The following is a 12875-nucleotide window of genomic DNA, read 5'->3' on the forward strand; positions in this document are numbered from 1 at the left end:
CCTCAAGGACTGGAGGAGGGTCGCGACACGATATGACAAGCTCATGCTGAACTTTACAGCCACATGCTATATCGCTGCCATCGTCACATGGTGGCTCAATTGAGTCTGGACCCTAGAGCATTTCCTGTTTAAGATGAATCGTTAGAAATGCGTCTTACTATTTGTTTTTACGCATGTCTCCCAAAACCGGTTCCCGCTTTTGGGAGACATGCTCTAATCAACCCGCCGACGAATGCGTGTACGCATCAGCGCGTAGACGCCGAGCACACCGAGGATGAGACCAATCGTTGTATAGGTCTCATCCGCTTCTTCAGCGCCTCGCCTCAAAACAAGATCTATTTTCGACAGTTGCAGGCCGTCCGTGTTGCCCTGAACGGCTCGAAAGGCATAAGTGCCGGATAAAATAGGGTCTATATCGCCCGCACTCTGACGCAATACACTGCCATCCTGAGGACGATCCGTATTGATTGAACTGCTTGTGGATGCGAAATCGAGACCTTGCGACAGCACCGGCATGCCATTGCGGCTAACAGCAAGCGTTACAGCTGAACGACGCTCAGCTGGCACATAGCCCGGCAATGGCACAGCATCGAGAAAAATACGCACCGGCGCGTCGCTTGCCGAAAGCGGGATTTCCTGTGTGATAAATCCACTCTGGCGGCTTTCAAGGATCGGCCAGCGACCGATCTCATGACCCGTGAAATGGCGCACATACCAAGGATAACCAAGTGCGAGACCGAAGCCCGCAACAATCATTGCGACGAAAATGGCACGCATCAGGCTTTGCGCTCCCAGCGACGATCTGTTGTCTGTTGCCAGTAAGTCAAATCGTGGTTCTCCGTCTTAAAGGCTTTCCACTGAGCCCGTGCATGGTCCAGCTGATCCTGATCATGCCCATCGAACATAACGACAAGACGCTCATAATCCCCTGCCTGCTCAAGTGCTGCACCTTCCACCAAAAAGCGAACCGTCGCTCCATTGGGATTGGCGTCAGACGTCGTCAGCAATACTGGCTGCTGCTCAGGATGCGGTTCCTTATCGGTGCCATGTGCGACGAAGGATGTGTCGGAAAAGGTCCACAGCAGGCTATCGAGAGCATCGCGCCGTTCATCACTTACCGCCTGTATAGTCACGCGCCAACCGCGCCCAAGCGAACGCTCGACGAGCCCCGGCAGAGCTTCATCCAGTGTCGATTCTGTGAGGTGGTAAAAGAGAATTTCAGCCATGCGCTCTCTTTAAAGCATTCGTTGGGGCGAAGAAAGTGATTCACTTTTTCGCCCCAACATGTTGTTCCTGAATCAGATTCAGCTTTCGAAATTGTCGCGGACGAGACGGTCGAGAAGTCGAACGCCATATCCCGAAGCCCATGACTGGCTATATTCGTTCGTTGGAGAACCCATGGCGGTTCCGGCAACATCCAGATGCGCCCAAGGAGTATCGCCAACAAAACGCTTGAGGAACTGCGCCGCCGTGATCGAACCTGCATAACGGCCCGAGCTGTTTTTCATGTCGGCAAATTTGGAATCGATCATCTTGTCGTATTCCTTGCCCAGCGGCATGCGCCACAGCTTTTCGCCGGTCGACTGACCTGCGTCGTAAAGCTGGTCTGCAAGCTCGTCATCGTTCGAGAACAAACCTGCGTGATGTGTGCCGAGCGCCACCATGATAGCGCCAGTCAGGGTTGCAAGGTTGATCATGAACTTCGGTTTGAAGCGATCAATGGTGTAGTAGAGTGCATCGGCCAGCACGAGGCGGCCTTCGGCATCGGTGTTGATGACTTCAATAGTCTGGCCAGACATCGATGTCACGATATCACCCGGACGCTGTGCATTGCCATCAGGCATGTTTTCAACAAGACCGATCACGCCGATTGCGTTAACCTTGGCTTTACGGCCTGCAAGGGCGCGCATCAGACCGGTTACAGCTGCGGCGCCGCCCATGTCGCCTTTCATTTCCTCCATGCCAGCAGCAGGCTTGATTGAGATACCGCCGGTATCAAACACCACGCCCTTACCGACGAAAGCGACTGGCTTTTCCTTGGCCTTCGCTCCCTGCCATTCCATGATGACAAGACGCGGTGGACGAACGGACCCTTGCGAAACGCCCAGAAGCGAACCCATGCCGAGCTTCTTCATTTCCTTTTCGCCAAGAACTTCAACCTTTACGCCAAGTTTCTCTAGCTTTTCTGCCTCTTCAGCGAACTCGACAGGGCCGAGAATATTGGCTGGCTCATTAACAAGATCACGCGCCTTCAACACGCCATCAGCCACGGCCTCAGCAGCTTCAAGAGCTCTTTTGGCACTGTGTACATCGGCAGTGTGAATATTGATCTTAGCTGCGTGTTTCGGCTCGCCGTTCTCTTCGTTCTTGCGCGTCTTGTAGCGATTGAACTCGTATGAACGCAGAATCATTCCCAGAGCCACGTCGCCTGCTTCGTCGCCAGCGATCGTGGTTTCAGGGAGAGCAAGTGTCACCGTTGCGCGTTCGGACTTACCGATTCGCGAGAATGCCGCGCCACCGATCTTGATCCAGTCGTCATTGCCAAGTTCGCCGGGCTCACCCACACCAACCAGTACGATCTTATCTACGCCACCGTTGGAAGTTTCAATTGCTTCTGCAGTTTTACCCAAAGCACCCGAAAAGCCCGAGATTTCGGCTATGCGCGCAATCTTTTCAGCTCCACCAACTGCCAGCCCCGCTTCTTCTGCAAAGCCTCCACCCTTGGTAACCAGAACGATGCTTACGCCTTTTTGAGGTGCTGAAAATTCACTGAAAGAAATAGAAGGACGTTTCGACATAACAACTCCAAACAGAGGCCAGACAATGAGATGACACGATTGTGTCGCGACTTTTCCTTACTCATGTGAGACGAATATGGCGAAACGGCAAGTCCGCCGCATCATGAAAATCAGTTTTGCGTTAACTTCGGTGACAACTTGCCAAGCTCCGTTTCCGTCCCCACCTATGTTCAGCAAAAACAGGTTGCAACAGTCGGCTCTCTCCATTTAGAGAAGCTTGCGCTAGCTTCGGCTGGAAATCTTTAGTAATCTGTTAACCAAATTTCTTCGGCTAATTTTAGCCAAGTGCAATTAGACTGAATATTCATTTACGAGCATTGTTTCTTTAGGGACAGGCTCCTTCAACGGAACCGGGATGTAAACTCCGCCTATGAAATTGATTGAGTTGTACATCCTGCGCCGCGTGGCGATCATGTTCTTTGCGGTGCTAGGCGCCGCAGTGGGCATCACGTGGACTGTGCAGGTGCTGCAACGTGTCGACTTCCTCACCACAAGCGGCCAGTCCATTCAGACTATTATACAGTTCAGTTCCCTCTTGATCCCTTCTGCAATTCCTTTGGTCATGCCATTTGCGCTGATTATTGCAATTACGCAGACGCTCTCGACGATGAACCAGGATTCCGAGCTCGTGGTTATCAACGCATCTGGTGCGCCGCGTAGCGCAGTAATGCGTCCGATACTTATGCTCGCGGCCATTATCTCGGTGGTTTCCTTTCTGGTCGCAAACTATGTCGATCCATATGCCCGCATGAACATGCGCGCGATGATCGCCAATGCGAGTGCGGATTTGCTCAATGTCGTTGTGCAGGAAGGCAGCTTTCGCAAACTCGCAGATAATCTCTATATCCAGATCGCCGAGCGCCGTGCCGATGGCAGCATCGGCGGGTTATTCATAGCCGATTCCCGCGACCCTTCGCTTGACCTGATTTATTATGCCGCCGATGGCAACATCGCCAGCACGCCAGCGGGTGACATGCTGCTGATGAAAGACGGCGAAGTTCAGCGTCGCGATGTTTCAGACGGCACCGTTTCAATCATCAAGTTCAATTCCTATGCGTTCGATCTCAGCCAGTTTACCTCTGCTGGCGATGATTTTGTCATCTACGCTAAAGATCGACCGCTGAATTATCTGCTCAATCCAGACCCGAATGATCCGATTTTGCAAACGCGACCTTTGCGCTATAAGGCAGAATTGCATCGTCGCTTGACGGAATGGCTCTATCCGGTTGTTTTTGCGATGATTGCGCTAGCCTTTGCCGGCGACTCCCGGTCTCATCGTGAAGCGCGTGTCTCCGCATCATTCTCAGCAATCAGCACCGCGCTGCTCGTCTATTGGGCCGGTTACTTTTCTGCCGATCGCGCCGATAAGGACGAAACCTATATCGTCATCATGTATCTCATTCCGCTCAGTGTGATCCTGCTCGCTGGCTATGCCCTCGTCACAGGTCGACGCATCGGAATTCCCGACAAATGGAATGACCGCATTCTCGACGGCCTCGATCGTTTGAGGGTTCGTGTGTCTGGCACATATAACCGTTTGCTTGGAAGATTCCGCGGAGATGCTGGAGGTCGCGCATGATCGGCTGGACGCTTGGGCGCTATTTCTTTGCACGCTATGTACAGATCACATTCTATTTTCTGTTCGGCATTTTTGCGCTGGCGCTCCTTCTCGATTTTACGGAAAACGCCAGCAAGCTCGCAAACCTGCCCGGCTATACCGTATGGGCCGCACTTGGCATTTCTGCCATGCGCGTTCCATTCATCATGCAGCAGATGATTCCCTTCGTCGCCTTGTTCTCGGCAATGGCGACACTCATTTCGCTCAATCGCAAGTATGAGCTGGTCGTTGCGCGCTCTGTCGGCGTTTCTGCGTGGCAATTCTTGTTGCCTGCTTGCTTCGGCGCATTGCTGTTTGGTCTGGCAACGATCTTTATTCTTAATCCTTTTGCCGCCTATGGCTTTTCTAAAGCCGACGAGATCGCTTCCAACTGGAAAAACGGTAAGGTGACAGATGTTTCTGCACTGCGTGATCCTTGGTTGCGCCAAAAAACCGATGAGGGCGAAACTATCATCGGGGCCAAAAGCATTCTTGATCGTGGCGCAACACTTGCTGACGCCACGTTCATCCAGTTCGATGACAAAAAGAAGATCAAGGACCGTTATGACGCTCGCACCGCGAAACTTATGGATGGTCATTGGGAACTAACTGACGTCACACGATTCTCGCGTGGCGAGGAACCGCGCAAACTGGAGAGCTTCAACATTCCAACGCAGTTGCGTCCGGAATATGTGGAAGAGAAGCTCGCCTCCCCTGATACAATTCCGTTCACGCAGCTCCGTCACAAGATCGAAGTTGCGCGTTCTTTTGGCTATTCGGCAAACGCATTTGATATGCAATACCAGTCACTTCTGGCATTGCCTGCATTGCTGATGGCCATGACTCTCATTGCTGCAACAGTGTCCCTGAAATTTGTGCGTTTTGGTCAGTCTGGCGCGATGATTCTGGGTGGTGTTGTTGCTGGCTTCATGCTTTATGTCGTTTCGGTGCTGGTGAAGGCATTCGGGAATGCGGGATTCGTTCCGCCATTCGTTGCTGCTTGGGTTCCAGTTATTATTGCAACATTCTTTGGTATCTCCTTTTTGTTGCATAAGGAGGATGGTTAGTGGGTTTGAGTAACGCCCGCATGGTGCTGCCCCATTTGTTCTCGCGTCTTGCTCGCGGGTCTGCCTTGGCGTGCGCCCTTGCTATACCTTTCATTTCAGTTGCAATTATCCCTACGCAGGTTCAGGCGCAGGATGCTCTTGGAGCTGATTACAAGAGTGATCCCAATGCGCGTATGCTTCTGCAGGCGGATGAGCTTGTCTATGATCGCGATGTGAACGTTGTTACCGCTCAAGGTAAAGTTCGTATCGAGTATGACGGCAATCGCCTCGTTGCGGATCAAGTGACATATAATCAACAGACCCGTCGCATGACCGCCACCGGGAATGTCGAAATTGTCGAACGCGACGGCAACAAGATTTACTCCGATCACCTTGATGTGACGGATAGTTTCCGCGACGGCTTTGTAAATGGTCTGCGCGTTGAGACGACGGACAACACGCGCTTTGCAGCGGAAAGTGCCGAGCGTAGCAATGGTGAGATCACCACCTTTAACAATGGTGTCTACACTGCTTGTCAGGCTTGCGAAAAAGATCCTGATAAGCCAGTTCTCTGGCAGATCAAGGCACGCAAGATCATCTGGAACAGTGCGACCAAAACCGTGCGTTTCGAGCGCGGTAAGTTTGAGCTTTTCGGTATGCCATTGGCCTATTTTCCAGCTTTCGAAATGGCTGACCCGACCGTCAAGCGCAAAAGCGGCTTCCTGTTTCCAGGCTTCGCCTACAAGGACGATCTTGGTTTTGGCATCAAGAATTCGTACTTCTGGGCTCTCGCTCCAAATTACGACCTGACGCTTTCAACGACTGCTTACACGAAGCAAGGCTTCCTGACGCAGGCTGAATGGCGCCATCGCCTTGAAAACGGCAGCTATAATCTGCAGATCGCTGGTATTCATCAGATGAAACCTGGCGAGTTCGACGCCGACACTCTTGATCGCGGCGAAGATAACCGCGGCATGGTGGCATCGAAGGGTGACTTCGATATCAATTCGCGCTGGAAATTCGGCTGGGACGTTATGGCTCAGACTGATCGCAATTTCAGCCGTACCTATAACCTCGAAGGCTATAATGCGCAGACGCAGGTTTCGAAGATCTATCTGACGGGCATCAATAACCGGAACTATTTCGATCTCAACTTCTATCGCTTCAATGTGCAGGAATCGTATCCGCTTACGAGCACATATAAAGATGCAGAAATGCATTCGAAGCAGCCTTGGGTTTTCCCAAGCCTCGACTATTCCTACACATTACCTGATCCGGTCTATGGCGGTGAGCTAAACATCACTACCAATGCGCAGGTTCTGTATCGTCAGAATGCGAATTATACCCTTAATCCGGGAAATAACTCGATTTACTACCCGCGAATTCCTGGCTTTAGCGGCACGAATGCTCGGTTCACAACTGAGGCTGAGTGGAAGCGCACATTTATCACGCCAGCAGGCTTGGTAATTACGCCGCTTTTGGCCCTGCGCGGCGATGCTATCAGCGCAAATTCCAACTTTGATCCTGCTGTCGCCGGTTATACGGATGCTGTGGTTCGGTCTGAAGCGTTGCGGGCAATGGCAACGGCAGGTCTTGAATTGCGTTGGCCGATCCTGTTTTCGACCACCAGCTCGACGCATATTCTTGAGCCAATTGCGCAGATCTATATGCGCAATAATGAACGTTATGCTGGCCAGCTTCCAAACGAAGATGCTCAGAGCTTCGTATTCGATGCGACCAACCTGTTCTCGCGCGACAAGTTTTCGGGGTATGACCGCGTCGAAGGCGGCACTCGCGCCAATCTCGGCCTGCGTTACTCCGGTAATTTCAGCAATAGTGACTGGGGGCTTTATGCGCTTGCTGGACAATCGTTCCAGCTCGGCGGCGTGAACTCCTTCGGTACAAGCGATTTTGTGAATGTCGGCGCTGATTCAGGCCTGCAGGACGCTCGTTCTGACTATGTTGCCATGATTGGCACATCCAATTCGACAGGTCTTGCACTTGCTGCACGTGGACGGTTTGACAAAGAAAGCCTAAATGTCCGCCGCGGTGAACTTGAAGTGCAACAGAGCTGGCAGAAGCTGTCCGTTTCGGCGCAATATGCCTATATTGCACCGCAGCCAGCCTATGGATATGCCGATCTCAGACAAGAAGTCACGGGTGCAGCTACTGCACGTCTTGATGCAAATTGGCGTGTTTTCGGCTCGGGAACTTATGATCTCGTATCAGATACACTAGTTCGGGCATCGTCTGGCCTTGCCTATGATGACGAGTGTTTCACTTACTCGATGGCTTACGTTCAGACCCGCAATCCGGGAGAGGATAAAGCATCGCATAGTGTAGGTTTCAATATATCGTTCCGAACGCTTGGCGACATCGGCAGCGGTGCTCAAACCTTCTAAACTTAGAAAGAGCGGAAACAATTGACCTTGTTTCCGCTCTTTCCTTTTATGCGTCGGCATTGCTGCTGATATTCAAATAACGCTTAGGTTTTTATCGATTTTATTCAGTTTAGTGCCTGCTATAACCTCGCAAAATGCTAAAGGGTCATTGTTTCGCCGCTTTGGCTCCTCTATACAGGCATCATAATATGATTGGCTTCTGATACGCCAGCTCACTTTGAAGGCGTTATTTGGACACCAACCTGAAGGAAATCGGGAAAGAAAGATGATGTTTGCAAGACCTCTATTCGCCTCCCTGCTAGGCGCTGCCGTATGTGTGACGGCGCTTGGAACGGCTGCGACCCTGAACCCGGCTTTTGCTGCCGGCGGAACGGAGGTCAAGGTCATTGTCTCCGGCAATGCAATCACGAATGGCGATATTCAGCGCCGTGCGGCTTTCTTGAAGCTGCAGCGTAAAGGCGGCAATCTCAATCAGGTTGCACGTGAAGAACTGACCGAGGAAATGCTGAAGCGCGTGGAAATGAAATCACGCGGCGTCAACATCTCTGATAAAGAAGTCGACGAAGCCTATGCAGGTTTTGCTACGCGCAACAAGATGAGTGTCGCGCAGTTGAATCAGGTCATGAATCAGGCCGGCATCACCCCTGATCACTTTAAGAAATACATCATGGTCCAGATGGGCTGGGGCCGCCTTGTAAGTGCACGTTTCCGCTCAACTGGTATGGTCAGCGAGCAGGATGCTGTGCAGCGCATGCTGAAAGATGGCGGCAAGAAGCCGGTTGCAACCGAATATCAGCTTCAGCAGGTGATTTTCGTTGTCCCTAGCTCGAAACGTTCGCCCGCCCTGCTGGCCAAGCGCCGTCAGGAAGCAAACGCATTGCGCTCACGCTTTCAGAGCTGCGATTCTACCCGTCAGCTGACCAAAGGAATGATCGACGTTACGGTTCGCGACCTTGGCCGCATCATCGAACAGCAGCTGCCCGGCGATTGGGCGAAGGATGTCAAAGCAACCGGTGCCAACCGCGCAACACCACCGCATGACACCGAAAAAGGCGTCGAATTTCTGGCAGTCTGCTCGACCCGACAGGTATCGGACGACCGTGTTGCTCAGCTCGTTTTCTCCATGGAAGGCACAGATTCTGAAGCTGGACAGGAAAAGAAGGCAGATGAAATGAGCAAGAAGTATCTGCAGGAACTCCGTGAGAAGGCAACAATCGTAAATCGTTGAGTTTACGTTTCAGTGCCTTGGCAGTAATAATCTGTCCGTATAATTTGAGGGGGCTTTTGCCCCCTTATTTCATTAGCCGAGAAAATAGCTATGCCTAATCAACCGGTTCCTCCGCTCGCCGTGAGCATTGGCGATCCTTCAGGCGTTGGAGCTGATGTTGCTCTTAGCGCCTGGCTAAGACGTACAGAGCTTTCTCTGCCTCCCTTCATGCTAATTGCTGACCCAAAGCAGCTGGCTGCCCGCGCGCAGCATCTCGGTCTGACTGTGCCGATTGCCACAATAGAGGCATCAGCAGAGGCCGCTGATATTTTCAACGATAAGCTACCTGTGTTGCCGCTCGTCAATGCGCACAAGGAAAGCCCCGGTAGGCCTCTTCCAGAGAATGCAGCCGGAGTTATAGAAGCAATTGAACGCGCCGTAGCCCTGACATTACGTGGTGAGACATCGGCCATTGTCACCTGCCCTATTGCAAAGAAACCGCTCTATGATGCTGGCTTTAAGCATCCCGGTCACACCGAATTTCTCGCAGAACTCGCGAGCCAGCATCTTGGGCGCACAGTCATCCCTGTAATGATGCTTGCTGGTCCAGAGCTGCGCGCGGTGCCTGTCACGATCCACATTCCACTCGTAGAAGTGCCGCGGGTATTGACGAAGGATGACATTCTGGAAGTAGCCTATATCACAGCGCAGGAGCTGACTGATCGCTTCGGCATCGCCGCGCCTCGAATTGCTATTTCCGGTCTCAATCCTCATGCGGGTGAAGGTGGTGCTCTTGGCAAGGAAGACGATGCCATCATCCGTCCAGCAGTAGAAAAATTGCAGCGCAAAGGCATCAATGCCTGGGGGCCACTACCCGCAGACACGATGTTTCATGCACCTGCAAGATCAACTTATGATGTTGCTATTTGCATGTATCACGATCAAGCGCTTATCCCTGCCAAGGCGCTCGCCTTTGACGAGACGGTCAATGTCACGCTGGGCCTCCCATTCATCCGAACATCGCCGGATCATGGTACAGCCTTCGATATCGCCGGAAAAGGCATCGCACGACCAGATAGCTTTATTGCTTCTATAAGACTGGCGCAGGAACTTGCAGAAAACCAAGCAAGGCGGAAATCATGAGCATCGACAATCTTCCGCCGCTGCGTGAGGTGATTGAACGGCACGACCTGATGCCGAAAAAGTCGCTTGGGCAAAACTTCTTGTTCGATCTAAATCTAACATCGAAGATTGCACGACAGGCTGGCAATCTGCAGGATCAGCCGGTTATCGAGGTCGGTCCCGGCCCGGGCGGGCTTACGCGTGCCCTTCTCGCCCAAGGTGCTTATGTGACGGCAATCGAACGCGATGAACGCTGCCTTGATGCGCTTGCAGAGATAGAGGCACATTATCCGGGACGTTTGCGTATTATTGCCGGCGATGCATTGGAGCAGGATTTCAAAACGCTGTTTCCAGATGGTCCAAAGCCGCGCATCGTTGCCAACTTGCCTTATAATGTCGGTACGCAGTTGTTACTCAACTGGCTTCTGACAGAGCCATGGCCACCATTTTATTCGTCCATGACACTGATGTTTCAGCGTGAAGTGGCAGAACGCATTGTAGCCGCTCCCGATAGTGATCATTACGGACGCCTCGGCGTTCTGGCAGGTTGGCGAACGCGTTCGAAGATTGCTTTCGATGTGCCGCCTCAAGCGTTTACACCGCCGCCCAAGGTGATGTCGTCGGTGGTGCATATTACACCAAGCGAGGAACCGCTTCCGTGCCGTGCCGACGCATTGGGTCAGATCACACAGGCAGCCTTCGGGCAGCGCCGCAAGATGCTGCGTCAGAGCTTGAAACCTGTTGGTGGTGCCACATTGCTGGAAAAGACCGGCATCGACGGTACGCGCCGTGCAGAAACCCTGAGCGTCGAAGAATTCGTCGCACTCGCGAATGCTTATCGCCCGGTATGATCGAAACTGGAGTTGGGAGCAGCTGTCATCGGCGTAAGGTTCATCTGTTTGAAAACCTTGTCCACGTGATCAATTTCCGAACGGAAACTCGACATGGATGAACCTGTAAGCTTTTCGCCCGCATTGAGCTGCGCTTTCAGCGGGTCGACATAATGATCGCCGACTTTCAACTCGTAATAAAGGTGCGGACCCGTCGAATAACCGGTTGAGCCGACATAGGCGATAACCTCCCCCTGCTTCACATGCTGTCCGACTTTCAGGCCTTTAGCCTCAGCGGATAGGTGAGCATAGGTGGTGCTGTAGCCACCTTGGTGGCGAATACGGACATACTTGCCATAGCCCTTTTGCGATGAAATCAGCTCTACGGTTCCGTCGCCCGCCGCAACAATAGGAGAACCGATCGGGGCATCGTAGTCGACACCGTTATGATGTTTGCGAACATGCAGAACGGGATGAACACGCCAACCGAAGCCATCATTTAGGCGACCATTCGGCAATGGCTTGTGCATGAGATATTTGGTCATCGAGGAGCCGTCCTCGTTGAAGTAATCGGCGTTTCCTTCAACTTCATGTCTGTATAAGCGTTTGCTCTCGCCGTGCGACGTAAACTCGACGAAGACCAGTTCCGGATCAGTGTCTACGCTTTCACGAAACAAAAGATCTATTTTATCGGCCCCGTTGGCACCTTTCTGGAGAGACACATTATTTTCAGAAGCAAGCTTCTTCACATCGTCTGCAACAGCGCGTGGAGCCCCTGCTGCAATCAGTCGAGATTGAATGGAGCCATCAGTCCGAATCGCGACAGCGGGATGTGATGCCGAGAGCATCGCATCATGAGAAAGCCGCGCAAAAAGCCGCTGATTATCATTGGCGCGGAAGACACCATCATCTGTGCGGCCATAAACCGAGTCCGACGCGCTGCCATGCCGAAACCGCGCCATGGTTATGTGCGCGGGTTTGTTAGGCAACTGATCCAGAAGCAGCACCAGATTGTCACCGGGAACAAGGTCTTTTCGCCCGAGTGCCTGTTCCAGATTTGCAGCATCTTCTGCAGCAACATCAGCCGCCTGCATGAGCACGCCCACCTTCTCACGCGATTGTGGAGCGAGAACGATTTCATGAGCTGCCTGATGGGCTATACCGGCAGGCTTCGCGAAACTTACATTTAGCGGCACGCCTTTCTGATTGGCGAGTGCTGATATTTCCGTATCATGAATAGAGGCGCTGTCCCCTCGCCGTTCAACTTTTGAAGGACTGTGACTTATCAGACCTTGCGGACTCCTCTCATTTTCCAAATCAAGAATGACATGCTGATAAGTAAAAAGCGTCGCCTCGCCATCGTCGGTGCCTTCCGCAATATCGATGCGCTTGGCAATCCGGCGGTTCTCGTCGAGATTATTCTGGGGAAGTAAGCGGGCTTCCTTCATTGCAGCGCGGCTATGAACGAGTGTCGTGGGATCAACCATAACCGGCTGAGACGCATGCCCATGACGCACCAAGCCGCCCGTTAACAGAACCATGGCCCCACCTGCCAACAACGTTGCTGAGGCAAGCGCTATGCAGGCACGAATGTGGGTATGAAATGAAAAGCGAATACGTTCGAGGGGTTTGAGAGTACGCTGCGAAAGCGGTGCGAGTTTTGCATGCACAGCAGACAAAGCAGCATATGAAGCATCGGACCGGATCGCGAGATCCGGGGATACAACAACATGAATCTGCTTATCCCTGCGGGCAATGCGAAATAGCATGCAGTGAGCGTCTCCAAATTCCATCTGAAATAGAAGACGGACCAGAGGGCCAGAGCACGGCTAAATTATGGCTCCTGTGGCCATAATCCAACGGAAATAAAGCA

General features: G+C 52.4%; 10 protein-coding genes. 6 read left to right on the forward strand and 4 right to left on the reverse strand.

The genetic code is table 11. The features are described from left to right. Nucleotides 1-213: 213 nt before the first annotated feature. From bspB to OIV19_RS14110, 3 genes are all read right to left on the reverse strand, one after another. Nucleotides 214-777 (reverse strand): type IV secretion system effector BspB, encoded by a 564-nt coding sequence (gene bspB, locus OIV19_RS14100; RefSeq protein ID WP_264232033.1) that lies wholly within the window; start codon nucleotides 775-777, stop codon nucleotides 214-216. Beyond that, complete coding sequence (locus OIV19_RS14105; protein ID WP_095446341.1) at nucleotides 777-1226, reverse strand: DNA polymerase III subunit chi; 450 nt, start codon at nucleotides 1224-1226, stop codon at nucleotides 777-779. The genes bspB and OIV19_RS14105 overlap by 1 nt, the downstream gene beginning before the upstream one ends. Nucleotides 1227-1304: 78 nt before the next feature. Beyond that, nucleotides 1305-2798 (reverse strand): leucyl aminopeptidase, encoded by a 1494-nt coding sequence (locus OIV19_RS14110; RefSeq protein WP_264232034.1) that lies wholly within the window; start codon nucleotides 2796-2798, stop codon nucleotides 1305-1307. A gap of 370 nt (nucleotides 2799-3168) precedes the next feature. Between OIV19_RS14110 and lptF the strand changes: the two genes are divergently transcribed. The 6 genes from lptF (at nucleotide 3169) to rsmA (ending at nucleotide 11023) form a co-directional block, all read left to right on the forward strand. After that, nucleotides 3169-4377 (forward strand): LPS export ABC transporter permease LptF, encoded by a 1209-nt coding sequence (lptF, locus tag OIV19_RS14115; RefSeq protein ID WP_264232035.1) that lies wholly within the window; start codon nucleotides 3169-3171, stop codon nucleotides 4375-4377. Then, nucleotides 4374-5462, forward strand: coding sequence for an LPS export ABC transporter permease LptG (lptG, locus tag OIV19_RS14120; RefSeq protein WP_095446338.1), 1089 nt, complete (start codon nucleotides 4374-4376; stop codon nucleotides 5460-5462). Before lptF ends, lptG begins: the two co-directional genes overlap by 4 nt. A gap of 20 nt (nucleotides 5463-5482) precedes the next feature. Next, nucleotides 5483-7843 carry an LPS-assembly protein LptD gene (locus OIV19_RS14125; RefSeq protein WP_264232093.1) on the forward strand — a complete coding sequence of 787 codons (2361 nt, stop codon included), beginning with the start codon at nucleotides 5483-5485 and terminating at the stop codon, nucleotides 7841-7843. A gap of 265 nt (nucleotides 7844-8108) precedes the next feature. Continuing rightward, nucleotides 8109-9071, forward strand: a complete 963-nt coding sequence (locus OIV19_RS14130) for a peptidylprolyl isomerase (protein WP_264232036.1) — start codon at nucleotides 8109-8111, stop codon at nucleotides 9069-9071. Nucleotides 9072-9161: 90 nt separating this feature from the next. Next, entirely contained in the window at nucleotides 9162-10193 is a 1032-nt protein-coding gene (pdxA, locus tag OIV19_RS14135; protein ID WP_095446335.1) for a 4-hydroxythreonine-4-phosphate dehydrogenase PdxA, read from the forward strand. After that, complete coding sequence (gene rsmA / locus OIV19_RS14140; protein WP_095446334.1) at nucleotides 10190-11023, forward strand: 16S rRNA (adenine(1518)-N(6)/adenine(1519)-N(6))-dimethyltransferase RsmA; 834 nt, start codon at nucleotides 10190-10192, stop codon at nucleotides 11021-11023. The genes pdxA and rsmA overlap by 4 nt, the downstream gene beginning before the upstream one ends. On the opposite strand, the gene OIV19_RS14145 is transcribed toward rsmA, so the two are convergent. Next, nucleotides 11008-12795: a M23 family metallopeptidase gene (locus OIV19_RS14145; RefSeq protein ID WP_412535026.1), complete on the reverse strand. Its 1788-nt coding sequence runs from the start codon at nucleotides 12793-12795 to the stop codon at nucleotides 11008-11010. The genes rsmA and OIV19_RS14145 overlap by 16 nt on opposite strands. Between the last annotated feature and the right edge of the window lie 80 nt (nucleotides 12796-12875).

The organism is Brucella sp. HL-2, assembly GCF_025846885.2.
Lineage (GTDB): Bacteria > Pseudomonadota > Alphaproteobacteria > Rhizobiales > Rhizobiaceae > Brucella > Brucella quorumnocens.